Origin of the sequence: Atrimonas thermophila, from assembly GCF_045864955.1 — a bacterium.
Taxonomy (GTDB): domain Bacteria; phylum Atribacterota; class Atribacteria; order Atribacterales; family Thermatribacteraceae; genus Thermatribacter; species Thermatribacter velox.
Genome location: NZ_AP028803.1, coordinates 1,469,549 through 1,493,716, shown reverse-complemented (window position 1 = coordinate 1,493,716; position 24,168 = coordinate 1,469,549). Strand labels below are relative to the sequence as shown.

The 24,168-nt window shown below is 43.9% G+C and carries 26 protein-coding genes and 2 tRNA genes; 14 read left to right on the top strand and 14 right to left on the bottom strand.

The annotated features are described in order from the left end of the window. Positions 1 to 8: 8 nt before the first annotated feature. Positions 9 to 1,358 carry a phosphoglucosamine mutase gene (gene glmM / locus ACKTT1_RS07895; protein ID WP_412709212.1) on the bottom strand — a complete coding sequence of 450 codons (1,350 nt, stop codon included), beginning with the start codon at positions 1,356 to 1,358 and terminating at the stop codon, positions 9 to 11. A 119-nt stretch (positions 1,359 to 1,477) separates the two neighbouring features. Between glmM and ACKTT1_RS07890 the strand changes: the two genes are divergently transcribed. Continuing rightward, positions 1,478 to 2,167, top strand: coding sequence for a GAF domain-containing protein (locus ACKTT1_RS07890; RefSeq protein ID WP_369018911.1), 690 nt, complete (start codon positions 1,478 to 1,480; stop codon positions 2,165 to 2,167). Between the two features lie 26 nt (positions 2,168 to 2,193). Here the strand turns inward: ACKTT1_RS07890 and ACKTT1_RS07885 are convergent, their stop codons facing one another. From ACKTT1_RS07885 to ACKTT1_RS07875, 3 genes are read right to left on the bottom strand one after another with little or no spacing between them, the layout of a single operon-like run. Further along, positions 2,194 to 2,967, bottom strand: coding sequence for a metal ABC transporter permease (locus ACKTT1_RS07885; protein ID WP_369018912.1), 774 nt, complete (start codon positions 2,965 to 2,967; stop codon positions 2,194 to 2,196). 30 nt (positions 2,968 to 2,997) lie between these two features. Further along, positions 2,998 to 3,810, bottom strand: a complete 813-nt coding sequence (locus tag ACKTT1_RS07880; protein ID WP_369018913.1) for a metal ABC transporter ATP-binding protein — start codon at positions 3,808 to 3,810, stop codon at positions 2,998 to 3,000. After that, complete coding sequence (locus ACKTT1_RS07875; RefSeq protein ID WP_412709211.1) at positions 3,785 to 4,681, bottom strand: metal ABC transporter substrate-binding protein; 897 nt, start codon at positions 4,679 to 4,681, stop codon at positions 3,785 to 3,787. Before ACKTT1_RS07875 ends, ACKTT1_RS07880 begins: the two co-directional genes overlap by 26 nt. Before the next feature lie 91 nt (positions 4,682 to 4,772). On the opposite strand from ACKTT1_RS07875, the gene ACKTT1_RS07870 reads away from it, so the two are divergent. Both ACKTT1_RS07870 and ACKTT1_RS07865 read left to right on the top strand, forming a co-directional pair. Continuing rightward, positions 4,773 to 5,717, top strand: a complete 945-nt coding sequence (locus tag ACKTT1_RS07870; protein WP_412709210.1) for a phosphoglycerate dehydrogenase — start codon at positions 4,773 to 4,775, stop codon at positions 5,715 to 5,717. Continuing rightward, a complete protein-coding gene (locus ACKTT1_RS07865; RefSeq protein ID WP_369018916.1) occupies positions 5,718 to 6,260 on the top strand; it encodes a thermonuclease family protein in 543 nt (180 codons plus the stop codon). Here the strand turns inward: ACKTT1_RS07865 and ACKTT1_RS07860 are convergent. The 5 genes from ACKTT1_RS07860 to ACKTT1_RS07840 all read right to left on the bottom strand — a co-directional run bounded on the left by ACKTT1_RS07860 (position 6,222) and on the right by ACKTT1_RS07840 (position 8,468). Next, positions 6,222 to 6,866 carry a bifunctional 4-hydroxy-2-oxoglutarate aldolase/2-dehydro-3-deoxy-phosphogluconate aldolase gene (locus ACKTT1_RS07860; protein WP_412709209.1) on the bottom strand — a complete coding sequence of 215 codons (645 nt, stop codon included), beginning with the start codon at positions 6,864 to 6,866 and terminating at the stop codon, positions 6,222 to 6,224. The genes ACKTT1_RS07865 and ACKTT1_RS07860 overlap by 39 nt on opposite strands. Before the next feature lie 20 nt (positions 6,867 to 6,886). After that, positions 6,887 to 7,210 carry a cytochrome b/b6 domain-containing protein gene (locus ACKTT1_RS07855; protein WP_412710572.1) on the bottom strand — a complete coding sequence of 108 codons (324 nt, stop codon included), beginning with the start codon at positions 7,208 to 7,210 and terminating at the stop codon, positions 6,887 to 6,889. A gap of 98 nt (positions 7,211 to 7,308) precedes the next feature. Beyond that, positions 7,309 to 7,397 (bottom strand) — tRNA-Leu (locus tag ACKTT1_RS07850). Positions 7,398 to 7,440: 43 nt separating this feature from the next. Continuing rightward, positions 7,441 to 7,941: a putative iron-sulfur cluster-binding metallochaperone gene (locus tag ACKTT1_RS07845; protein WP_412709208.1), complete on the bottom strand. Its 501-nt coding sequence runs from the start codon at positions 7,939 to 7,941 to the stop codon at positions 7,441 to 7,443. A gap of 20 nt (positions 7,942 to 7,961) precedes the next feature. Beyond that, positions 7,962 to 8,468, bottom strand: coding sequence for a TlpA family protein disulfide reductase (locus ACKTT1_RS07840; RefSeq protein WP_412709207.1), 507 nt, complete (start codon positions 8,466 to 8,468; stop codon positions 7,962 to 7,964). A 176-nt stretch (positions 8,469 to 8,644) separates the two neighbouring features. On the opposite strand from ACKTT1_RS07840, the gene ACKTT1_RS07835 reads away from it, so the two are divergent. Continuing rightward, entirely contained in the window at positions 8,645 to 8,866 is a 222-nt protein-coding gene (locus ACKTT1_RS07835; protein WP_369018921.1) for a hypothetical protein, read from the top strand. Between the two features lie 6 nt (positions 8,867 to 8,872). Here ACKTT1_RS07835 and ACKTT1_RS07830 read toward each other — a convergent pair. After that, positions 8,873 to 8,947 (bottom strand) — tRNA-Thr (locus tag ACKTT1_RS07830). Then, entirely contained in the window at positions 8,938 to 10,506 is a 1,569-nt protein-coding gene (locus tag ACKTT1_RS07825) for a hypothetical protein (protein WP_412709206.1), read from the bottom strand. The genes ACKTT1_RS07830 and ACKTT1_RS07825 overlap by 10 nt, the downstream gene beginning before the upstream one ends. Before the next feature lie 47 nt (positions 10,507 to 10,553). Between ACKTT1_RS07825 and ACKTT1_RS07820 the strand changes: the two genes are divergently transcribed. The 4 genes from ACKTT1_RS07820 to ACKTT1_RS07805 all read left to right on the top strand — a co-directional run bounded on the left by ACKTT1_RS07820 (position 10,554) and on the right by ACKTT1_RS07805 (position 14,214). Beyond that, on the top strand, positions 10,554 to 10,775 hold the full coding sequence (locus ACKTT1_RS07820; RefSeq protein ID WP_412709205.1) for a helix-turn-helix domain-containing protein: 222 nt from the start codon (positions 10,554 to 10,556) through the stop codon (positions 10,773 to 10,775). A gap of 32 nt (positions 10,776 to 10,807) precedes the next feature. After that, entirely contained in the window at positions 10,808 to 11,167 is a 360-nt protein-coding gene (locus ACKTT1_RS07815; protein ID WP_412709204.1) for a hypothetical protein, read from the top strand. Continuing rightward, the gene (locus ACKTT1_RS07810) at positions 11,142 to 13,676 is read left to right on the top strand and encodes a phage/plasmid primase, P4 family (RefSeq protein WP_412709203.1); all 2,535 of its coding nucleotides are present in this window, start codon (positions 11,142 to 11,144) and stop codon (positions 13,674 to 13,676) included. Before ACKTT1_RS07815 ends, ACKTT1_RS07810 begins: the two co-directional genes overlap by 26 nt. Before the next feature lie 133 nt (positions 13,677 to 13,809). Then, the gene (locus ACKTT1_RS07805) at positions 13,810 to 14,214 is read left to right on the top strand and encodes a helix-turn-helix domain-containing protein (protein ID WP_412709202.1); all 405 of its coding nucleotides are present in this window, start codon (positions 13,810 to 13,812) and stop codon (positions 14,212 to 14,214) included. A gap of 46 nt (positions 14,215 to 14,260) precedes the next feature. Here the strand turns inward: ACKTT1_RS07805 and ACKTT1_RS07800 are convergent, their stop codons facing one another. The 3 genes from ACKTT1_RS07800 to malQ all read right to left on the bottom strand — a co-directional run bounded on the left by ACKTT1_RS07800 (position 14,261) and on the right by malQ (position 17,912). Continuing rightward, a complete protein-coding gene (locus ACKTT1_RS07800) occupies positions 14,261 to 14,491 on the bottom strand; it encodes a hypothetical protein (protein WP_412709201.1) in 231 nt (76 codons plus the stop codon). Positions 14,492 to 14,707: 216 nt separating this feature from the next. After that, positions 14,708 to 15,622 carry a tyrosine-type recombinase/integrase gene (locus ACKTT1_RS07795; RefSeq protein WP_412709200.1) on the bottom strand — a complete coding sequence of 305 codons (915 nt, stop codon included), beginning with the start codon at positions 15,620 to 15,622 and terminating at the stop codon, positions 14,708 to 14,710. Between the two features lie 298 nt (positions 15,623 to 15,920). Then, positions 15,921 to 17,912 carry a 4-alpha-glucanotransferase gene (malQ, locus tag ACKTT1_RS07790; RefSeq protein WP_369018922.1) on the bottom strand — a complete coding sequence of 664 codons (1,992 nt, stop codon included), beginning with the start codon at positions 17,910 to 17,912 and terminating at the stop codon, positions 15,921 to 15,923. 111 nt (positions 17,913 to 18,023) lie between these two features. Here malQ and ACKTT1_RS07785 point away from each other — a divergent pair, with 111 nt between their 5' ends. From ACKTT1_RS07785 to ACKTT1_RS07760, 6 genes are all read left to right on the top strand, one after another. Further along, a complete protein-coding gene (locus ACKTT1_RS07785) occupies positions 18,024 to 18,971 on the top strand; it encodes an AEC family transporter (RefSeq protein ID WP_369018923.1) in 948 nt (315 codons plus the stop codon). A 116-nt stretch (positions 18,972 to 19,087) separates the two neighbouring features. Next, positions 19,088 to 19,459, top strand: a complete 372-nt coding sequence (locus ACKTT1_RS07780; protein WP_369018924.1) for an ArsR/SmtB family transcription factor — start codon at positions 19,088 to 19,090, stop codon at positions 19,457 to 19,459. A 244-nt stretch (positions 19,460 to 19,703) separates the two neighbouring features. Beyond that, positions 19,704 to 21,356: a heavy metal translocating P-type ATPase gene (locus ACKTT1_RS07775; protein WP_412709199.1), complete on the top strand. Its 1,653-nt coding sequence runs from the start codon at positions 19,704 to 19,706 to the stop codon at positions 21,354 to 21,356. 192 nt (positions 21,357 to 21,548) lie between these two features. Next, entirely contained in the window at positions 21,549 to 22,400 is an 852-nt protein-coding gene (locus ACKTT1_RS07770) for an endonuclease/exonuclease/phosphatase family protein (RefSeq protein WP_412709198.1), read from the top strand. Between the two features lie 36 nt (positions 22,401 to 22,436). After that, positions 22,437 to 22,946, top strand: a complete 510-nt coding sequence (locus tag ACKTT1_RS07765; protein ID WP_369018927.1) for a DUF2284 domain-containing protein — start codon at positions 22,437 to 22,439, stop codon at positions 22,944 to 22,946. 94 nt (positions 22,947 to 23,040) lie between these two features. After that, complete coding sequence (locus tag ACKTT1_RS07760; RefSeq protein ID WP_369018928.1) at positions 23,041 to 24,165, top strand: GNAT family N-acetyltransferase; 1,125 nt, start codon at positions 23,041 to 23,043, stop codon at positions 24,163 to 24,165. Positions 24,166 to 24,168 lie beyond the last annotated feature (3 nt).

Genomic DNA, 24,168 nt, shown 5'->3' with positions numbered 1-24,168 from the left:
TTTCAGAATTAGACATTCTGGATAATTTCCAGATATTGTTTGACCAGCTTTTCGGCTTTCTCTTTGTCTCTGGATTCGGCAAAAACCCTGATAAGTGGTTCAGTTCCCGAAGGTCTAATCAAAACCCAGCTTCCATCATCGAAAATTACCTTGAACCCATCGATGGTGATTCGGTTTTGTTCCCGCGAAGTTATTTCATCAATTTTGTTAAGGATTTTTTCTTTTTTCTCCGGGTCTACCTTGATTTTGGTTTTTACCTGGTAGTAAGGGGGAAGTTCCGCAAGCAACTCGCTGATTGTTTTTTGCTTGGTAGCCATGATGTGCAGTATCCAAGCACAGGCCATAGCACCGTCTCGTCCCCAAACAAAATCAGGGAATATCATTCCTCCGTTTTCTTCACAACCAAATATGCCATCTTTTTCTTGCAAAACTTTGGCCACTACCAGGTCTCCTACTGCCGTAATGATGCATTCGCGGTTGTTTTCTTTTGCAATTTCCTGAAGGAGGTGAGTGGTGGCTACTGTGGTCACAATGGGTCCTTTTTTCTCGCTTCTTGCCAGTTCTCGAGCTACCACGCTCACACTGAGGTCTCCTGGAATGAATTCTCCGTTCTCCTTGATGACTATAAGCCGATCACCGTCACCATCTTGGGCGAATCCAATGTCAAAACTGCCGTTTTTCATGAGGATGGTGAGGTCTCCTAAGTTTTCAGGTGTTGGTTCGGGGTTTCTACCCGGGAAATTGCCGTCTGGATGGGCATTGAGGCTCACCACCCTACATCCCAGTTCACTTAAAAGGTACGGGGTAATTAAGCTTGGTGCTCCATTGGCGCAATCAATGAGGACCCGGAAGCGGCTTTCCTTAATTGCTAAAGCGTTTACCCTGTCTATGATAGCTTTTATGTAATCCTGAGTAATATCCCTTTTTGTGGTGTTTTGAGGTATCGCTTGCCAGCCTACCCTTTTAAAACTTTTGGCAAAGAAAATGTCTTCTACTTTCTCTTCTTTTTCTCTGTCCAACCCCTTGCCACTTTTTTCCATGAATTTTATGCCATTCCATTCCGGTGGATTGTGACTTGCAGTAACCATCGCTCCCCAAAAGTTCCACTGCCTGCAAGCCCACTGCAGGGCCGGAGTTGCTGTGGTGTTCAGTTCGATAACCGGACAACCCACCGAGAGGAAACCAGCCTTCAGGGCGCTGTATAACATCTCACCATGCTTTCTCGGGTCTTTGCCTATTACTACTGGTTCTCCACCAATGAATGTCCCGAAACTCATAGCAAGTTCTGTGGCCATCTCAGGAGTAAGCACTTCATTGGCGACTCTTCTTATTCCAAAAGTTCCAAAAAGCTTGCCCATTTCTGACCCCCCTTTTGCTGGTCTTGTTTAGAATGGAATTGTGCGATATACTTTCTGCTTGAATATCCATAATCTATTTTAACACGTTGGCTAAAACATAAACGGAGGGCAGTAAAAAAGTGAGAGAAAAGCTGGAAGCCATAACTCGTATTAGTGAATTGATCACTTCCAACATGTATTTTGAGGATGTTTTGAAATTGATTGTTACCATTACTGCCCAGGTCATGCAGTCTAACATCTGTTCTTTGATGTTGCTTGATGAAGAGAAAAAGGTTCTCGAGGTCAAAGCTACTCAATCGATATCTGAGGCTTATAATAGCAAGCCTCCACTGAGGCTCGGCGAAGGCATTGCGGGGAGAGTAGCTCTTGAGGGGAAGCCCATCATTGTGAAGGACGTAAAGAAAGACCCTCGTTATGTTAATAAGGATATAGCAGTTAAGGAAGGTCTTTCCTCGCTAATCAGTTTACCACTCCAGGTGAAAGGGAAGATTGTTGGCGTTTTAAATCTCTATACTTCAACTCCTCGGGACTTCAGCGAAGAAGAGGTTCGGGTTCTTACTGCTATTGCCAATCAGGCAGCGGTTGTGGTCGAGAACTACCGCTTACTTGTGGAAAGTGAGCTCATTAGAGAGGAGCTTGAAAAAAGAAAGAAAATTGAAAGAGCCAAGGGTATATTGATGAAGGAATTTGGCATAGATGAAGACGAAGCATACCGTAGAATTCAGCGCTATAGCATGGACAAACAAAAACCCATGAAAGAGGTTGCTGAAGCCATAATAACAACTTGGGAACTGAGGCAAAAACATTAAGCCTCCGTGTACGCTTTCTGTTCATGCTATTGGTTGAACCTCATTAAACGTATCAGGAGGAACAGGCATCCTGCGAACAAAACTATTGTTGAGCCTGGAGGGCTGTTGAGGTAGTAAGAAATAGAAAGACCAGCCAGAGATGTACCAGCTCCTATTATTGTTGAAAGGGTTAGGGCTCTTTTGAGAGTTTTGCTTACCTGGAGTGCCGTTGCTCCCGGTATAACCAGCAATGCTGATACCAGTATGATTCCCGCGATCCTTATGGATATAGCTATGCATAGGGAGATTAACGCTACAAGAAAATATTTATAACCCACGGCTGGTATACCTATCACTGTAGCCATTTCAAAGTCAAGGATGGAAGCGGTTATTTCTTTAAGGTAGAAAAGGACTGTAAAAATAGAAAAAATTGCGACTATTGTTGAAAATATTAAGTCTTGCCTGGTTACGGCAAGGATGTTGCCAAAAAGATAACCGAAAAGGTCTGTGTTACTGACCTTAAAAAAAGAAACTACAAATATACCAAGCGCCATACTGGAAGAAAACATAATTCCTACTGCCGTATCTTCTCTTATTTTTTGAGATTGAGCAAGGATGGCTATACCCAGGCCTGCAATTACACAGAAGAAATAAGTGAAGGCTATTGGGTTTACGCCCAGCAGGTAACCAATTGCTATTCCAGCAAATGCTGCGTGGGCAATACCTGTGCCCAGGAAGGCCAGATTCTGCAGAACTACAAAAACGCCAAGAAAAGCGCTTAGACTTCCCACGATAATTCCAGCCAGCAGCGCTTTTTGCATAAAGGAAAACTGTAGAAATTCCATAATATTTTAATCTTCCTTTTTTCTTGGAAAGCAGGGTTCTGATTCTGCCTGTACCACTATGTGCGGTATGGGACCGTGGTGGAAGAAAGCCGCTTCTTTTCCGTACATAGCGGTTAAAACTTCTTCTCGCAACACTTCTTCGGGACGGCCGTGTTTTACTACTTTTCTATTAACGCATGCAATGTTGTCAGAGTACTGGGCTACTACCCCTACATCGTGGGATACGGTAATGATGGTAAGATTTTGCTGATGGAGTCTCTTTAGGAGTTCGTAAATCCCTTCCATGCTTTCTGGGTCAATGGCAGTCATTGGTTCGTCGAGGACCAGAACTTCCGGTTCACCCGCCAAAGCTCTGGCGATAAGCATTTTTTGTCTCTGGCCCCCGGATAGTTCGCCAATCTGGCGATGCTTTATTTCAGCAATTCCCACTTCCTCGAGCACTTTTGCGACTATTTGCCAATCTTTTTTTTGGGGACGCATAGTTCCTCTCAGTATGCCGTATCTTCCCGTCATCACGAATTCTTCGACATTGATGGGGAAAGAAGCATCTATGGTGGCAGTTTGGGGAACGTAGCCTATCCGGTTTTTGATTTTGTCCCACATAGCGACAGGTTTACCAAAGAGATATATGTTACCTTTTTGGGGCTTGAGTAGTCCCAACATCAGCTTGAGGAGGGTGGTTTTCCCCGCTCCATTTGGCCCAATAATGGCCAGAAATTCCCCCTTTTGTACTTTAAGAGACACGTCTTCCAGTATGAGATGCTTCTGGTAGGCAAAAAAAACGTGTTCAAGTTCAATTACTGTTATCTGGTTGTTCATGTTCACTCAAAGCCTGATAGATGGGTTCCAAGTTTCTCTCAAGTAGTTCCCAGCAAGAAGTATCCGGTGAGCCCAGCACATCAAGATATAGCACCTTTCCTCCTATTTCTCGGGCTATCATTTCAGCGAGCTGGGGATTATGGAGCCTATCCGCAAGCACCAGCTTAGTGCCTTTTTCTCGAGCTTTTTGGATCAAGTCCTTTATTGCGCGAGGAGAGGGTATCTGATGAGGACCTTCTTCAAGTACGCCTATTTCCTGGAGGTCGTAATCTCTGGCTAAGTAGGACCAGGAAGGGTGCGAAGCAATGAAAGAACGGTTTTTGAGACTCCGAAATTTTTGGGAAAATCGGTGGTGTAATTCCTGAATTTTGGTTATCAGAGACTGCGCATTTTTGAAATAATATTCCCGGTTGGAAGGATCGATTTGCGAGAGGTATTCTGCTATGGTATGGGTTATAGTGATTATGTTATTCGCTGAAAGCCAGATATGGGGATTGGGTTCTTTACTGGCATAATAGATGGGTTCTATTCCTTTGTTGACTTCCACAATGTCTACTTTTTCACTAAGATGGATTAAAAGCTGTTTGATAAAGTTCTCAAAATTCCATCCGACTGCAAACAAAAGCTTTGCTTTTTCCAGACGGACCATATCTTTGGGTTTAAGTTCAAAGGTGTGTGGTTCACTTCCTGGAGGGATTATGCAAATTACCTCTGCTTCGTTGTCAGCTATTTCCTTGATTAAGCTAGCCAGGGGTGCTATAGATGTTGCTACAGATAGCGTGTTTTCCTTGGGTAAGGCAGGATGAGGGAAGCAGAGAATCATTGCCCAGATTAAGCTTGTAAACAACATCCATGAAAAGTGTTTTTTCATTTGTCTTTCTTGCCGATAAGCTCCTTTTTTTTTATTATACCAGGGGTGTCGAACGAAGTGTCGCGAATCGAGAGAGGGTGGTGAAAAGTCAATGGAACAAGTGGTAATTTTGGCTCGCTCTTTTGCCAAGGCTTCCAAAGAACCGTGGGAGATTCTTGAGAAGGCTGGCTTGGCAGTTGAGAAGAAACATAATCCAGAACCAGAAAACGAAGAGCTGGTGGCTGAACTGATAGGAAATGCTTCGGCTGTACTGGTGGGTGTAGACAGAGTAGGAGAGGTGGTTTTTTCCCGTTGCCCTAACCTTAAAGTAGTTTCAAAGCACGGGGTTGGCGTGGATAATATCGATCTTGAAGCCGCCAGAAAGCATGGCGTGGTGGTCACCAATACGCCGGGAGCTAATTCTGAATCGGTTGCTGATATGACTTTTGCTCTAATTCTGGCATTTTTCAGGCATTTGCCGTTGCTTATAGAGCGGGTGAAGAACAAAGAATGGGGTAGCCCGGTACTTGGAGAGGAACTTGCTGAGAAAACCATCGGCATAGTTGGTATGGGTAGGATTGGAAGAGGGGTAGCGAAGAGGGCTCTTGGTTTTGGAATGAAAGTGATTTTTTACGATCCTCTGGTAGAGGATGGGGGAGAAGGCTGTTCTAAAGTAACGTTGGAAGAGCTTTTTGAAAAGGCCGATGTCATTAGTTTGCACGCTCCTCTCACGGATGAGACCAGGGGGATGATTAATTCAGGGTTGCTTTCCCGCATGAAAGAAAGCGCCGTTTTTGTTAATACAGCTCGGGGAGAATTGGTTGATGAAGAAGCCCTTTACAACCTTCTTAAGGAGGGAAAGATAAAAGGGGCGGCGCTGGATGTTTTATCAACAGAACCTCCTTTTGCAAGTCCACTTTTTGGTCTGCCCAACGTCATTGTAACCCCTCATGTAGCTGCTCATACCAGAGAAGCAAATATAAAGATGGGTACTATTGCTGCTTTGAATATTGTGAAAGTGCTTGCTGGGGAGGAGCCCCTTTTCAGGGTGGTTTAGGTGCGTGAAAAAGATATTCGCAATTTCGGCTATTTACTCATTTTCTTAATGATAATTGTTTTTTATGGCTTGTCGCAGCGCAGTGGGGAGTATGTAGTAGAGGAAGTCATTGATGGAGATACTATAAAGCTCAAAAGTGGAGAGCGAGTCCGCTATATAGGCATTGATACCCCAGAACTAAGCGGCGAAAATGGGAGGCCCGAGTTTTACGCCTGGGAGGCGAAGGAAGCGAATCGCAAGCTTGTTGAAGGTAAGAGGGTAAGGCTTGAATTCGATGTTGAGAGGCGAGATCGATATGGAAGGCTCCTGGCTTACGTTTATGTGGACGGCTTGATGGTGAACGAATGGCTTGTTGCCAACGGTTATGCCAGGGTATATACGTTTCCGCCTAATGTAAGGTATGAGGACAACTTTAAAAAGCTCGAACTTGAAGCTCAAAGGCTTGGTTTGGGCATCTGGCGTGATTTAACCAGAAAGCGCTCTGCAGTGCAGAGCGCTTTCTGGTTAAATGCTGGTTACTGCCTGGTAAAAGCTTTGGGCTAAATTTTTCAATTCTTCCCAGTTTTTTTCCGCAATCAGCTGTTTTTTTACCAGTGCTCCACCGACTCCGACACAACTTGCACCGGCTTTTATAAAGGCTTGTATGTTTTCCAAATTCACGCCCCCGGTAGGACAGAGCTTTATTTGGGGAAAGGGACCTTTTAGTTCGCGAATATAACCCGGGCCGACTCCTGAGGCAGGAAACACCTTTACCACCTCAGCTCCATTCTCCCAAGCAGTGAGGATTTCGGTTGGTGTAAAAGCTCCGGGGATAATTGGGACATCGTAACGATGGGCTACTTCGATGACTCGTAAGTTTAATGAGGGCGTAACAATAAACTGTGCTCCAGATAAAATACAGGCTCGAGCTGTTTCCGGGTCTAACACTGTACCTGCGCCAAACAGGACATTTTCCACCTTATTTCGCACTTCCTCAAGAAGTTTTAGCGCTCCGGGGGTGGTCATGGTTACCTCTATGCAGTGAATTCCTCCTTCTCTCAAGGCTTTTACTGCCTCAATTAAAGATTGAGCCTGGTCAGTGCGTATGATGGCTATGATTTTTTTTTCTTCAAGGAATTGAGCGACTTGCAAGCGGTCTTTAAAAGACATTCGAACAACCTCCTTTGGTTTTAATTTCGTTCTTTGTCCCAGAGCAAACGAAGGTCGTTTGCAAAAAGTTTTCTGTTCATTGCCAGGTGCACAAAAGCAATTATCAGCAGAAGAATGCCTACCACGGGATGGCTCTGGTTTAACCAGTTGTAAAGAGTGGCGCTCGATAGGATGCCCTGAACAATAAGCCAAAGAAGTATCCCGGTGAGGCCTTGAAAGACTATCCCGCAGAGCATTATCAAAGCCACAACTCCTCGCCATTTCAGAAGCGCTTTGCCCATCTTTTTTCCTCCTTTAGTCTCTGTTAAAAGATTAGCATACGAAAGCTTCTCTGGGAAGAAAATCCTGGACCAGAAGTGTTGAGAAACTTTTTGGACAGAGAATTTAAGGAAGTAAAGAGTTTAGAAGCGGATCAGATGAGTTGGAAAGTACTTAAAGCACCTGGTGCCGGAGGCCGGAATCGAACCGGCACGGAGCTCGCGCTCCAACGGATTTTAAGTCCGTTGCGTCTGCCTATTCCGCCACTCCGGCATTTTTCGAAAATTATACCACGATTTACCAAGCAGTGGTACTTTTAGCTGCAACAATTCGTGCTACAACAAGAAGCTTGTATTTGCCGGGGGTTTGCATCGAGTTCTTCAAGGACTATTTTCCGAATATCATCTACACAACAGCGACCCTTAGGATTTTTGATTTCACACTGACATTCTCCAGTGATGCCTAATATGTTTAATAGTTCGCTAAAACTACGTGTTTTTTCCCAATTGGCCAGGATGTCCTTTTTCGTTACCCCGTGGCAATAGCAGACTGGTATAGGGTCTTCTTTGACCTTGAAGCCCACTCTCACCTGAGCGTCTTCAACCAGGTATGTTTGTCCACTGGAGGAATAATAGAGCACTGAGCAGTCAGGATTTTCGCAAACCCAAAAATCGTTTTCTTCAAGCTGTTTGCGTTTTTCTGGTTTTAATATACTTTGCACGGTTATCTTCTTAACGGGTTGGCCCTTTTGACCACAGGATGGACAGGGTTTGTATTGGCTTCTTTCGGTTTGATTTGAGCAACAACCCTGATTCATACCAAAACCTCCTTTCCGCTTTAAAGCGCTTTTTGGATGGCTTCTTCAAAAGCATCTTTTTCAAGCTTGCTTTCGTGCTCAAAAATTATTTTACCATTACTGTCGAAAATAACGATTCTCGGTAACCAATGTACCTTAAAACGCTTACTTACCAGCAGGGAAGTATCAATTACCACCGGAAAAGGAATTTCATGTTCTTTAACAAAGTGACGTATTTCGTTTTCGTATTTTATCCCCACCGCTATGAAGTTCACCTTATCGTGGTATTGCTGGTAGAGCTCCTTCAAAATAGGGACTTCTTCCACGCATTCTCCACAACGAGGAGAAAAGAAAATAACCACTATGGGTTTCCCAGCGAAGTTTTCTAAGAATACAAGTTTTCCTGAAGTATCAGGCAAAGCAAAACTTTTTTCGAGATTGGTACTTGAAAAAAGAAGGGAAAAGCCTATGACCAGGCCTACAATGACCAGGATTACTGCGAACCAGTTACGTTCAAACCCACTTGCAGAAACCGATTGTTTTTCCATTGTTGTTCACCTCTTTTTTATTTTAACTGTATCACGTTTCTTAGTTTCTACTTTTATTTTGGAGCAACTGGAACTTCCTGATTTTCAAGAAGTATACTATTTTAGGTATTCTTCGTAAACTGGTTAGGTTCCTTTTAGCTGATTCTATTTTTGTCCTTGAAAGGGGAAGGGTAAAAGTGGACCAGAAAGATTTACTTGTTTTGAAAATGCTTTGGGAAGAAGCAGGTCGTGCTACTGATGTTTCCGTATATCCTGAAGACGTAGGAGAAAAACTCGGGCTTAGTCAAGAACAGGCGAGAAAAATAGTTCACTCTTTGGTCGAGAAGGGCTTTTTGAAATATTCGACTTTTGGCAGGGTATTAGTTACTGACCAGGGGCTGAAGGAGATAACCAGATAAAAATTCTGGAGCCGGCGATCCGACTCGAACGGACAACCTGCGGATTACGATTCCGCTGCTCTACCATTGAGCTACACCGGCTCCCTGAGAAATTGTAGCAAAGCAAATTGGGAGGCGTCAAGGAACCTACCCTGCTTTTCCTTTAATCCCTCTTTTCTCCCCTTACCGACAGCGGATTCCATTTTTGGTGTTACCGACAGCGGACTCTTGACCTTCTTTGACTCTGGAATCAGCCCCAATTCTTCGGCAATTTCTTCCCAGTCTTTACCAGCATCAAGCCTTCTTTTAACCCATCTTTGGGCTGCTCTACGTCCAACGTTTCGTTGCTTCATGACTATTTTAACAACAGCACTTCGAGTCTCTTCGAAGTGCTTTTTGTTGTTCTTTTCTCTAAGTAATTCCCTGGCTTTTTCAAAGCCCTCTTCAGTCAGTTGAAACATTCTCTTGTCCCTGGTGTAACCATCTTCAGACACGCTAAAACCCGCAATGCATCCTGGAATAGCCCCTCTTTCCATTTTGCGGTATAACCATTTCTTTATACTCTCAGGTTCTTCGGGGAATTCCATAGACAAAAACAGAGCCGCTTCAAATACTGAACAGGGGAAAACAGGCTCCAAAGGGGTATTAACAAACCTTTTTCTTCTGGGCCTGAGAAAGTCAGTTTCCAAAGAGACTTCTCTTCCAAGGAGGTTTTTTCTCCAATAACGCAACAGTAAGCGGCAGTAAGAGCGAAAGGAAAATTCGCTTCTGGGTGTTTTCCAGTGCTGTAAAAGGTATTCTATTACCTCCTGTAACAAATCTTCATTCCGACACCATTTCTGTAAATAGCGGTAAAGGTGAGAAAGCTCCGTTTTTCCCTGTCTGTAAGCCCATATTGCCATTTGAGCCAGGACTTCATCATCTTCAGTGCGTTCGCTGAAGAAAATGATTGGCAAGCCTTTTATATTTTCCCAGAGAGAATAACAAAGGGGGGTAACACTGTAAAAACGTGAAGGAGGGTTGAGTCCACGTCTTCTCAACAATCTCGACTGGGCTTCCACGTCTTCAATTGTAGGAAGTTTGTATTTCCTACGAATTTCAGCAAACGTTTCGAAATCTCCATTGCTTAGGGCAGCATAAAACAACTTTTCGTCCTGAATAATCTCCTCAAAATCCTTACTATTGGGCTTTTCCTTCTTCATTTTCTCAATCTTTTCCTGGAGAGCTATACCACAACTCAGAAGCCACCCTTCTAAAAAGAACCGGACAAAGAGCTCTCCAAAGCCTTCAAACAGGGGGGCTTTTCCTTTAAAAAACGTATGAAAAAATAGCGCATTAAAAAGAGTAGTCTGAGAGTAAGGAATAAACAAAAAACGGAGACCAAATCCTGAAAGAATGAAGCCAATACAGAGACCCTTAAAACAATAATATTTCAAAATCCATTCTCCATCTCTAAAGAATTGAGATGCTAACCATTCGTTCAAAAACCAATCTCTCTCTTCTTGGGAAAGTTCTTCCAACCACCTTAATTTTTCAAAGGTTGAGAGAAGGTAAGAGAACTTACGAGCAGAGTAGGGCAAGACATGAAACCTGTCCACTGAAGCTTTTTTAACCAGATTAAACCCTTTCTGAAAATCCATAGACCCCCCAATGTTCGTCATGTCTCTATTATATGTTGAAGAATAGAGATTGTAAAGAGGTGAGGAAAATGTTAACCAAAGGGCGCTTGAAAGCCCTGCAATGCGGATTAGGGTGCAAGGTATTGGCACGTATGCTTGGTATTTCGGAAACTTACGTTTCCTCAGTGCTTTCTGGGCGTGTTCGACCATCTCAAAATGTTTTGAAAAGGCTTGCCGAAGTCCTGGAGCTACCCGAAGAAGAGCTTCAAGGGCCAGTTGAGGGCCCGGCTGCTTCTGGGCAGAGAAGCTGACCGGGGAAGAAAAAGGAACGAGGTGTACCATCGTGAAAAAATACCAAAAAAGTGAGAAAAAAGCAAGTGTTCCGCACCACAAGCTTCTTTGGCGTAATGGTGAGCTCGTCGCATTACGTTATGCAAAACCTGAGCACATGCTCCGCAAACCACCAGCTTGGTCCTACCACGTCAAAGTGGTCGAAGCGATGAAAAAAGCTGGCGTTGACTTGCTGGAAGTCGTTTTTGGCGACAAAGTTTTTACCTGCTCCCTACAGCGGTTTCTCCGGTATGCTGCAAAGCTGGACCGAGGCTGTGGTGAGCAATTATTCCTCCCTCTCTCATATTGGGACACACGGAAAAAGCAAAATGCGGAGGAGAAACGGCATGCGCAGCTGCCGCTTTTCGCTTGAAACTGCTCAAGAATACCACACCCAGGGATGGGCTGTCATTCCCATCCCTCATGGTTCTAAAGCCCCGGTGCTTCCTGGGTGGCAAAACCTGAAGCTCAGCCCCCACGACTTGCCCAAGCACTTTAGCAATGGCCAAAATGTTGGAGTTCTCCTTGGCGAACCCTCAGGCTGGGTGGTAGACGTCGACATTGATTGCCCCGAAGCATTAGAGGTCGCTGATTACTTTCTTCCCCCAACCGGGGCTGTTTTTGGGCGGGAAAGTAAACCCAAAAGCCACTGGCTCTACATTAGCCCCGGTGCTAAAACAATGCGTTTTGAATATGGGGAAACCATCGTTGAACTACGTTCTACTGGTTGCCAAACAGTTTTTCCTGACTCAATTCACCCATCCGGTGAAGAGGTTCGCTGGGACGTCGAAGAGGAACCCGCAAGGGTTGAATTTGCTACGTTAAGGCGTTGCGTTGCAAAGCTCGCTTCCTGCGTGTTACTTGCCCGTTACTACCCTTCCCCTGGGGTTAGGCAATTTGCCTCAATGGCTTTGGCGGGATGGCTACTTAGGAATGGATGGTCCAGAGAAGAGACAGCGGAATTTCTCGAGGCACTTTGTAGGTTGGTAAACGACGAGGAAGAACGGCAGCGTATAGCGCAAATCAGAAATACGGCGCAAAAAGTAGAGGCGGATTTGCCAACAACAGGCTTCCCGACCCTTAAAGAATATTACCCGGAAGAAGTTCTTCTGAAGGTTGCTGAATGGCTGGAACTACGAACGGAACACAAAGAAACACCCAAATTTCTGGTCCTCGACAAGTTTTACCCCCGGCCGTTCACTGAAGCTTTGATGACCAAATACAGTTTCTGGTGGCCGGGTGGGAAAGAACCGCTTTACTGGTTTGACCCAGGAAGTGGTCTGTGGCGTGATGACGGGGAAGAATTAATCACGCATGAATTGAGAACCACAGTAGAGCAGTTGCCGGACGTCCAAAAAAGGCGTTATGTCATTGATGAAATCATTGCCGATGTTAAGGGATGCGCCTGGAAAGGGAAGCCACTGCCTGAGCCCCCGGTGCACTTAATCCCCCTTGCCAACGGTGTTTTTGACCTGGAAACCAATGAACTACGACCCTACCAACCCGGTGACTACTTCACTTGGAAACTTCCCTGGCGTTACAACCCAAAGGCTGAAAGCAAACTCGTTATTCCCCTCATTGAGAGTTTCCTGCCCGAAGACCAAACCATCACCCTTTACGAGCTTATGGCTTATTGCCTCTGGCGTGGCTACCCTTACCAGAAACTGTTCATCCTTTACGGCCGGGGTTCAAACGGAAAGAGCCTTTTTGCCAGGATTTTAGAGAGGCTTTTGGGCAAAGAGAATGTAGCCCACGTTTCCTTGAATGAATTACAACATGGGCGCTTTGCAGGCGCTTCACTTTATGGGAAGCTGGCTAATGCCGTAGGCGAACTTGAATATTCAGAGATTCAGAAAACAGGCCTTCTGAAGCAGTTGACCGGTGAAGACACCATCGAAGCTGACCGCAAATTTCGAGAGCCAATAAAGTTCAGGAATTACGCAAAGCTAATCTTCTTGACCAATGAGGTCCCTCGTAGTGCAGACACCACAGAGGCATTTTATAGACGCCTTTTCCTCATTGAGTTCCCGAAGCAGTTCAAAGAGAACCCCGCCCTTGAAGTTCAGGTAGTGAATGCCGACCCAGAGGAATACGAAGCCCTACTTTACGGGGTTCTTCAAACCCTGCAGGATTTGCGAAAGCGGAACTTCATCTTCACCCACCATAGACCAACTGAGGAAGTGCAGGAACTCTACCTGAAGCTTTCTTCGCCTCTACACAGTTTCGTTGAGGAATGTTGTGAGATTACCTACAACGGGGATGACTACATCTTCAAGTGGAAGTTCAAAGAACACTTTACTCAATGGTTACAGCAGAAGGGGAGGACTGCATATAGCGACTCTCGCATTAAACAAGAAATGTTAGCCATGGGGCTTGATGAGGCCAAAAGGGGGCCAGCTGAGAAACGTTGGTGGGCCTGGGTAGGAATCAAATGGAAAGAGGAACAACCAACAGATGGTGATGAAGATGCTTTTACATCTGAAAGTGTCCAGGGTGTCCAAAGTGTCCACGGTTTTACAACCGATTATAAGCAGGCAGAAAACGGTTTAAAAAGTGTGGACACCTTGGACACTTTGGACACATCCCCTACCCAACCCAATTTGGAACAACCCGAACTCCTACCACCCCCCAATTTGAGCACCACAGAGGAACCTATTCGAACAAACATCGAACAAAACCCCAATAGAAATCCATTGAACACCGGGGAAGAACCCATTGACCCTTCCTGCCCGGTTTGTAACCACCCTCAAAGGAAGACGATTGAGTATTTGCTTGACTGCGGACTCTCCCCTAAGTATTTGAGCAGAAAATACAATGTTCCCATTGCTGCAATATACGAACACGAAAGGAAGCACATAGCAGTAGAGAGTGAGGTGATTTAACGATTTCTAACGCAGCCCAACAAAACAGCATTTCAGACTCCCTATGCACCCCCAGAGACCCCGGACCATCTTTCCCTTAAAAAACCCCTTCTGTCTCTTAACAGTTTTCAATTTTCTGGAGGTGATTTTTGCCTTGAAGAGCTTAGCAAAAGCTAACCCTAAGCAACTTACCGTTAAGCAACTCAATGCCATTGACTTACTGCTTCTTGGAAAAACTACTCAGGAAGTGGCTGAAGCAGTGGGAGTTACGAGAAGCACCATCTCCATGTGGTTAAACCGTAACCCTTACTTCCAACAGGAATTGGAAAGAAAAAGGCAGGAAGTCTGGGGTAGTGCTTTAGACAGAATGCGCTCTCTCACTTTTAAAGCCTTAGATGTTATAGAGAATTCCTTAAACCGGGGAGAAGTAAAAACTGCTTTAAAGTTCCTGGAACTTGTAAAGAACCTTGAGCCACCAGCTCAACAGAGAGAGGAAGTAACCCCTATTCCTGCCTTTGAGGAATGCTTTGAAGAAATGGAGAAAATGGGTATTTACTGAGAAATACCCGTTTTCTCTCTCCCGGGTGTCCTGTTTCTGAAAAATTTCAAGGGTTGCTTACCTTACCCAAGTATTTAGCTTTGTGCTTTCCATCTTCCCACCATCTAAGGTAAGCGTAAGGACCCCATTTACCAATCATTTTGATTTCTACATGCCCTTTCTGTTTGCCTTCTTCTTTCTGTTCCTTCTCTTCAAGAAGGCAAGCCACATATTCAAAGACTTCGGTAAGCTCTTCTTTGCTCATTCCGTCAAGGAGCTTTCGAACTTCCTCCCTCATAGTGTTCCCCCTCTCTTAGGGTATATTCTGGCTATATTGTCCCCTAAGAGAAAGGGGAATGTCAAGACTGTTTTTTTCTGACGAACCTTTTCATCTGACTCCTTAATTTGCATTTCTCAGGCTCTGTAAGCCCCTTAAAAACACTGGGAAGCATAAAACATTAACTAACCAAATTAAATGCCTTTCAGGGCTTCTATGAAGCAGTTTCACCCTCTTTTAACGTAGCTTTCTCATTCTTTTAGTGGTGAAAAAGTTTACCGGGCTGGTTTTCTCATGCTCTTTCTGTAAGTCCTCTTGAGTCAAAGCCAAATACCTTTTGGTCATGGTTAAGTCAGTGTGTCCCAAGATTCTCTGTAGAGCAAAAGGGCTTATACCATTGCGTAGAGAATGAAGGGCAAAGCTGTGGCGTAAATCGTAAGGGGTAATCTTATGTCCCAGACGCTTTGAGTAAGAAGCTAAACGATGGGACCAGGAAGTTTCAAGGATTGCTTTTCCATCCTGAGAACAGAATACCGGGGCATCTCCCCATTCCGGGGGTCTTACCTTGAGAAGCTTCTTCAGCCACTGCACAGTTAAAGGTGAAAGAGGAAGGGTTCTTGTAGCTTTGGTTTTAGCAATCCCACCCGGAACAGTAACTTCCCGGGCTTCTAAGTTAAAGTGCTCAGGTAGAAGGGAAAGGGCTTCCTTTGGTCTTATTCCGGTGTCTAAGGTAAAGAGAATGAGCACGTAGTCCCTTAATCCAGTGTAGGTTGCCTTGTTGGGTAATTCCAGAAGTTTCTTCAAAACTTCCTGAGGTATAGCCCTGGCTTTACCTTCATCCTTACGCTTTTTGAAAGTTATAGGGTTTTGAGGTATAGCCCCCTGTTTTACCAGGTAGGAAAAGAAGGCTTTGAGGTAGGCTCTTCTGATGTTGAAGGTGGCTGGGGCTAAGTCAGGAGGGAAGTATTCCTTTAACCTTTCTTGAATGCCTTCCCAATCTTCGAGTTCTAAACCATCAAAGAAGCGGGTAATGTGGTAGCGGTAATCCCTAAGGGTTCTTTTTCTGCAGCCGGCAATTTGCTTTTCCAGGAGGAAGTCAGAGAAATACTCCTTCCAGGTTTTAGGCTGAACAATTTTTAAGACCTTTCCCATGCTCATTCCCCCTTTTATGAGCATCGGATTCGGGGTTTAGAGGGGGGAAGGGAAAAGCCTGGGAGGTCCTTAAATACTGCATTGGAGAGAACCGGTTACTCGAACGGACAACCTGCGGATTACGATTCCGCTGCTCTACCATTGAGCTACACCGGCTCCCTGAGAAATTGTAGCAAAGCAAATTGGGAGGCGTCAAGGAACCTACCCTGCTTTTCCTTTAATCCCTCTTTTCTCCCAAAAACAAAAAATTCATCGTCACTGAGCTAAAAATTGAATGTCTGCTTTTTATTGAAATTGTTTATAGCTTTTGGTTATTAGGTTCATTCCAGTAAAAGGCTATTTGGGCAATTTTCTTTTGCAGCTTTTCCCACTGGATTTGGTGCTTTTTTCTCCAGTTAGGATATTGTTTTATGGTAGTTCCAGGAAGGTTGGGTTGAAACACTTTTTCCAGGAGGTCTTCAAGGCTCAGCGCTTTCACCACAGAAGGGGTATGCATTGCAAACACAACAAGCGCCTGGAAAATTTCTTTAAAATCTTTTTCTGAAGTGCTTTCAAGCAGAAACCCTTCGTTCTTGAGCATTTTTAACATTTTAGCGATGAAGTTTTTACGTTCCAAGAAGCTCCTTGCAAAAGCTTCCTCTCCAAGTATTTTTAACTTACGGCGCAGTTTTAAATCGCAGCCCTTAATGAATCCTCGCAGAGGAGGCATGTCGTGGGTGTTAAGCAGGAAAATGCTTTTTACAGGATATTGCCTGGGTGCAAGAGGAAATCCTTGGTCATCGGTTTCAAAATAGAAGACCCGTGTCGATAAGATATCATGTTGCTGTAGAAGCTCTCTGAATCCTGGAGGAATAGTTCCCAGATCTTCCCCAATAATCACGGTGCTGGCACGTTTGCTTTCCAGAGTCAAAATACTCAGTAACTCTTGCGTGGGATATTTTACATAAAGACCTTCACTGGCTTCTGCACCTTTGGGTATCCAGAAAAGTCTTTTCAGGGAAAGTATGTGGTCAAAACGTAGAAATTTTGCATATTGCATATTGAATTTCAAAAGAGATATAAAATGCTGATAATGGTTTTCGCGCATTTTGTGGGGATTGAAAGGATGAAATCCCCAGTTCTGACCCTGAGGAGAAAAAGGATCGGGTGGCGCTCCTACTGAGAATTCTGAAACCATGGATTCCTGTTCAACCCATTCTTCCGCCCCCTGAGGAGCAAATCCGAGGGGTAGGTCAAAGGCGAGCACTTTGTTCTGCAAAGTTAACTTTTCAAGATGCTGGTTCCATAGCCACTGCAGGAATACGTGAAACATATACTCTTCTTCGTTTGTTGCCCGAAAGTGCTCGAGGAGCTTCAGAGTTGGTTTTTGCATTTCTCTTGGCCAGTTGCGCCAGTTATTTCCTTTTTTTGCAGCAATGGATTGGTATAGAATGCTTAAGGCAAATCTTTCCCCTCGCAGTTTTATAAATTTTTCCATATCTTCTTTAAAAAGGGGTGAGGAAAACAATTTTTTGAAGTTTGCTCTGAAAACTTTTTCTTTCGCTTTCCAGATCTTTTGATAATCGACCAAAGGAGCGTTTCGAAATACCTCGAAATCTTGATTTGGATAGGTTTCTTGGGGCTGACTTAAAGGGAGATAAACAGGGTCAAAAGCAAAGCGATCCAAGGGAAAGTAAGGGCTGGTTTGAAGAGGGTTTTCTTTGTCCATCAAGTGTAGAGGCAAAAGCCCCAAATATGAAGCGCCGAACTTAATAACAGCTTCTTGAAGCCTTGCAAGGTCGGCAAGGTCTCCAATACCCTGATTATTAGGGCTCTGCACACTATAAAGACCAAGGTGTAGTCCCCAGTGCTTTTGTCGCGGGAGAAATGCTTTCATAGGGCTGTGAATGACCAGGATCTTTTTACTTCGAGGACTGTTTTTACAAAACAGATTAAGAAAATAGTATCCGAAAGGAAGGTCAGGTGGGAACTCGAGGAACTTATTCCTGCAGGTGAGCGGAATTACTTTTTCATCATCGCTGGTGAGTATTATTTCTTCAGAATCCTGGCAAGGCAGCTCCACTTTGCCTTCTTTGACCAGCAACACCGATGCTTCTCTTGTAGAGGTTTGATTCAGAACGTTTTCTACTTCTTCGATGTCTTTCTCAGAGCCGATTTCAAAGCCCATGGCTTTTGTAAAGAGCAAAAAGGTTTCCAAGGGTGGTTCTACGCGTTTTCCAAAAGAATCCAGATAGTCAGTTTCTACGCCAAGACGTTTTGCTAAAGCAATTACTTTTTCTCTAAAATTCATTTTTTGCCTCCAGCGCTTTGTATTACGTTTATATCCATTTTAGTTGAATGGTACAATTCTGAAATATATGGCAGAGTTGCTGAAGGAGATTTCTGAGTCGAGGGTTGTATTATGATGATTTTTATCGATGCTATTCAGGGGATTTTGGTCATTGTAGTTTTAGTTTTGTTGGGTTATTGGCTTGCCTACTTGAAGTGGTTTGGAGAAAGAGAGTTTAATCTTTTTAGTAAATTAGTCATAAACATTGCCCTTCCTTGCTATATGGTTTACAATTTCGCATCTGACTTTGAATTGAAAGGGCTTTTGACTGCAAAACAGGGTGTTTTAGTACCCTTTATAAGTATTCTATTTGCTTATTTTTTGGCCTTTGGGTTAGGTAAAATTGCGCGTGTTCCTGAGAAACGAGCTGGCTTGTTTCGAGTGACCTTTGCGATGTCCAACACCATTTTTGTGGGGCTTCCCCTGACTCAGGTTCTCCTTGGGGAGGAAGCCTTGCCGTATGTTCTTCTTTATTATTTTGGGAATACTACTTTGTTCTGGACGCTGGGTGTATGGGGTATTATTTCGGATGCTACTACAGAAAGACTTCCTTTCTGGAACATAGATCTCCTAAAGCGGGTTTTAAATCCTCCTCTCATTGCCTTTTTTATCGGTGTTGGAGCAATGTTTTTTGAACTAAAGCTTCCCGAATTCGCTCTAAAAAGCCTCAAAATGGTTGGCGGCTTGACCACCCCCCTTGCCCTTTTCTGTGTAGGGATGAATATCCGTTTTATGGGTTTTAGAAGGATTATTTTTGATTCAAACTCTGCACTGGCACTTCTGGGGCGTTTTCTGTTTACTCCACTCATTACCTGGTTGGTTTCGATTGTTCTTGGGATTCCCGAGCTAATGAAAGATGTTTTTGTGGTTGTTGCTGCGATGCCAGTCATGATGCAGTCTTCAGTTGTAGCCAGGTTTTACGAAGCCGACTTTGAATATGCAACCAGCATGGTGGCATATTCCACTTTGCTGAGTATAATTATCGCTCCCTTGATGCGTATCATCATTGCCTATTGGTGAATGGTCACCGGGTGCGGATATTATATTAATTGAAAGCGATTTTCCTCTTGATTTTAGAGAGAGGAGAGCAGTATAATTATTGTTGAACTATTGTTCAATTGTTGGAGTGATTATTAATGAAAAGCAATGATTGTTCAACGGAAAAAGTTTCCACTGAGGGGGAAATCGAAGAAATTAGATCTCGACTGCCGGACGAAAGAAAGCTCCAGGATCTGGCTGCGTTTTACGCGGCTTTTTCAGACCCAACTCGTTTAAAGATAGTTCTCGCCCTTATGGAAAGAGAGCTGTGTAATTTTGATATTGCAAAAATAATAGGTGCCACTCCGTCGGCGGTATCACATCAGTTGAGGCTTTTGCGTAGTATGCGTTTGGTAAGATTTCGTAGAAAGGGGCGCAAGGTTTTTTATGCCCTTGATGACCAGCATGTGTATTCTATTCTCGAGCTTGCCATTCTTCATTTTAAAGAGGAGAAGACTGGAAATGGGTGAAAAATGTTGCACTCCAAAAAGCGAGGGAAGGAGTTTTTGGGTGTTTTTCTTTTCTGACAAACGAGATTTTTTACGCTTGTTTATCTCGGGAATTTTTTTGTTGTCTGGTTTGCTCTGGAGGGGAAATCCATTTCTTTTAGGAAAGTTGTTTCTTTTGGGTGCTTATTTTATTGCGGGATATCCAGTGCTTTACAAGGCAGTTAGGGGGTTATGGAGGAGGCAATGGTTTGACGAAAACTTTCTGATGAGTATAGCTACTCTGGGGGCTCTTTATATAGGGGCTTTGACGGAAGCCGTGGGCGTTATGCTGTTTTACTCGATTGGTGAATACCTTCAGGATCTTTCAGTAGACCGTGCTCGCAGCACGGTGAGGTCTCTTCTGGAAGCTCAACCCAGATTTGCCAACGTTTTGAAAGATGGAATTTTGCGAGTGGTTCCCCCTCAGGAGGTGGAGGTTGGTGACCTCCTCTTGGTTAGAGCGGGTGAAGCAATTCCTGTGGATGGAATTGTTCTTGAGGGGGAATCTTTAGTTGATGCTTCTCCGCTCACCGGAGAGCCAAAACCGGTTATGGTGCGTCCGGGTGTAAAAGTGCTGGCTGGTTTCCTGAACAGAGAAGGAGTGCTGAAAATACAGGCTACAGAAAAGTATAAAGATACCTCAATCTCGCGCATTATGGAACTTGTTGAAAGGGCTTCAGAGCGCAAAGCAAGAGTTGAACGTTTCATTACTGCTTTTGCCAGAATCTATACTCCTTCTGTGGTGTTGCTGGCAGTTTTTCTGGCTGTATTTCCGCCGCTTGCTGGGTGGGGGAGTTTTTCCCTCTGGTTTTATAAGGCACTGATACTTTTAGTTATTTCCTGTCCCTGTGCGTTAGTTTTAAGTATTCCGCTCAGTTATTTTATTGGTATTGGTTTTGCCGCCAAAAGAGGGTTGCTTTTTAAGGGTTCTCAGAGCTTGGATGCTCTGGCTGGAATAAAAAACGTAGTTTTTGATAAAACGGGAACGCTCACCGAGGGATCTTTTAGGGTAAGAGAGATTAAAGAGGAGCCCCCTTTTGATAGAGAGGAATTGCTTGAGTATGTGACCCATCTAGAGTCTTTTTCAAATCATCCCATTGCACGTTCAATTGTAGAAGCGTATAAGCCTGAAGCTAAATATTCGGTCGTCCAGGTTCAGGAAATACCAGGAATGGGTATTCGGGGGGTAGTTGGGAAGCGAGCAGTACATGTAGGGAATGATGATTTACTGCATAAAATGGGTATAAGGCACCGCAATGAGGTTTGTAAACTTCCTGGAGTAGTACATGTAGCGGTTGATGAGAAATACGCAGGCTACATCGAGTTAGGCGATGCGTTGAAGCACCAGGCTATAGACACTGTTAAGGAGCTTAATAAAATGGGTATTCAAATCTATCTTTTGACTGGAGACTCTGCGGAAGAAGCTGCAAAAATTGCCGGCGAGTTGGGCATTAAGCACTTTTATGCTGGTTTGTTGCCTGAAGATAAGTTTAGGATTTTGCGTGAGGAAGTGATGGCAAAGGGTTTGACGGCTTTTATTGGAGATGGCATAAACGATGCTCCGGCAATAGCACAGGCTGATGTGGGTATAGCGATTGGTACTTCAAGCAGTCATGCAGCCATAGAAACAGCGGACGTAGTGATTGTTGATGGTAACCCCTGGCGAGTGTATGAGGCCATAAAGATTGCGAAATTGGTAAGGCGGGTAACGCTTGAGAATATTGTGCTTGTTTTGGGAATCAAAGCTATTTTTATGGTATTAGGTATCGCTGGTGGTACAAGCATCTGGGAAGCCGTTTTTGCTGATGTGGGAGTGGCTCTTCTTTCGGTTCTGAATACGCTGAAAATCTGGAGTTTGAGAAAGAAGCTTTCCACTTGATGCTTTACCCCTAAGGGTGCTTTTTGTCTTAAGTAGAAAATATTTGCGAACTGCTTTAAAATTCTGATAAAAGGTTTGTTATTTTATTGCGGTGTGATGAGTGGGAAGATTATAATTCATTCGTTTATTTGCATATTTTTACTTTTGTTTATTGTGGGTTCTGTCCCTTCGCTCTTTGCTGATGTTCGTATAATGAACTACAATCTTAAGAATTTCTGGTTGTCCTTTGATGGTGAACCGGAAATATATTTTGAAGAAGGCGCTTCCCTTTCTTTTAAAGATTTAGCAAGAATTGCCGATGCGTCCTTTGTGATAAACAGATTTAATCCAGATGTGGTGGGTATTTTAGAAAGTGCAGGACTTGCTGAACTTATTTTTTTAAACGAAAGATTCCTGGGAAATCGTTACCGGTGTTTCAGTTTTCGAGCTACGGATTCAAGAACTGCAGGTATACCCCTGGGTTTTCTGGTCAGGAAAGATTGGAAAGTGGAGTCCATGGAGCTTTTGGAGCCTCGTACTTTCAGCAGTAGGGGTGTTCTAAAAGCCAGAATATCGCGGGGAGATGACGAAATTACCTTTTTCCTGGTTCATTTTAAGTCTCAAGTTGAGGATAATGCCGGCGATTCTGCTCGGAAAAGGGACGCGCAGGGAAGAAGACTTCTTGAGCTTGTTCGAGAGGAACTTTCCCAAAATCCCGATGCTGAATTGGTGATTTTTGGTGATTTTAACGATGTTCCTGGTTTAAGCAAACAGGAAAAAGCAGCTGGTGTCCCAGACCTTATAGAGTTGCTTCAGCGTGATTTTGAAGTGAACGGAACTAAGACCAGGCTGTACAATGTTACTCTTTTGCATCCGGATAGGGACACCAGTGGTAAGCTCTGGAGTGAAAAGAGCACAGATTATCCTCCAGCTCTTCTGGATTATTTTTTGCTTAGCCAGAAAACGTATTCCAGGTTTAAAAGAGTTGACCATATTTATCCTGAGGAATTCTCCTATGTGCTTGAGGCTTCCGATCATTTGCCTTGTATACTTGATCTTAAATAGAGATAGCAAAGCTGCTCTTTGAAGGAGGCTTTGGATATGCATAAGTCTCTGGACTTCATTTTGAGAGAATTTCTCGGTGATAAGGTCAAAAAATATCGACTAATAGACCCCAAAGAAGTGGTTGTGGGAGAGTGGGTTAGATTGAAATGTCAGTATGGTTGTGATGGGTATGCCCAGTGTCTTACCTGTCCTCCTTATGCTCCCGAGCCTGAGAAGACGCGGCGAATTCTTGAGTGCTTCTCTTCAGCTGTGCTATTGTGGAAGCCGGAAGATTACCAAGAGTTGAGAAAAATTTGTGCAGATTTGGAGAGAACTCTATTCCTCGAAGGATACTACAAAGCTTTTGCCATGCCTTCAGGGCCTTGCGAGTTATGTGGTGAGTGCTCTTGTGAGTATCCCTGTCGTTACCCCGAAAAAGCTCGTCCTTCTATGGAAGCCTGTGGTATTGACGTTTATGCTACGGTTAGCAAATTTGGTTTCCCCATTGAAGTAGTACGTTCCAGAGACTGTAAAGCCAATTACTATGCACTTTGCCTTATCGAGTAAATCGACTTCAGGGTAAACGGTTGATATTGTCATTGTTCCATGATAAAGGTATTATCTTTAAGATATTCAAAGCTTTATCGGGAGTTGTCGATTTGTGGAAATAAAAGAAGCAAAAACCAGAAAGGAGAAGCAGGCATTTATTAAATTTCCCTTCCTGCTTTATGAGAACAATCCACTGTGGGTTCCCCCTCTTTTAAGTGAAATGAGAAGGATAATTCAAAACGCAGAGAGTCCTCTTTTTCAAAGTGGCCCACATGCTTTCTACCTCGCTTTGGAAGGCAGGGAGGTTGTGGGAAGAATTGCAGTGGGCATTGACGAGAAATTCAATCATTTCAGGAAGAAAAAAGAAGGTTATATCACCCTTTTTGAGTGCATCAATAGTAAAGAGGTAGCCAATGCGCTTTTTGTCGTTGCTGAGGATTGGCTCAAAAAACGCAAAGTGGATGCTTTTATAGGTCCGCTCTCACCTACCAACGGTGATGATTTCAGGGGTTTGCTCATCGAGAATTTTGAGGATCCTCCCCTCATTTTCACTCCCTTTAATCCTCCCTGGTATGTGAGTTTTTTCGAGGAATACGGTTTTGAAAAGTATCATACCTTTGTAGCTTATCGTTATGACCTTGAGCGAATGCCCTTTGATAGTTGCCAGCGTGCTATAGAGTATGCTAAAAGCAAATTTAATTTCAAGGTCAGGCCCATTAATTATGCCGAGTTTGATAGAGAAGTTAGAGCCATTCAAAGCATTTTGGCACAATCCCTTATTTCCCTTGAATATGATTATCTTGTTCCGCCTGCCGTAGAGGAGCTCAGCCGTATGGCAAAAGAATTCAAGAAGTTTATTCCTCCCAATTTTGCTCAAATTGCCTGGGCTGGGGAAGAGCCAGTGGGCTTTGCAGTGGCTATCCCTGATTACAACCAGGTTCTCAAGAAGATGAAAGGGAAACTTCTTCCTCTGGGTTGGTTAACTTTTCTCCTGGGTAGACACCAAATTAATCGGGGTAGGGCTTTTCTCCTCTTTGTAATCCCGCAATACCAGGGGAAAGGTGTTCCTGCGGCACTTTTATGGGAGATTTTTAAAGAAGTACGCAAAAGAGGTTATGTATTTGCTGAAGGTTCTTCCATAAATGCTAAAAATGTGAAAATGTGCAGAGAAGCAGAATCTCTGGGGGGCGTTCCTTATAAAAAATTTGCTCTTTACAGAAAGAGGTTAAAGGAATGACTT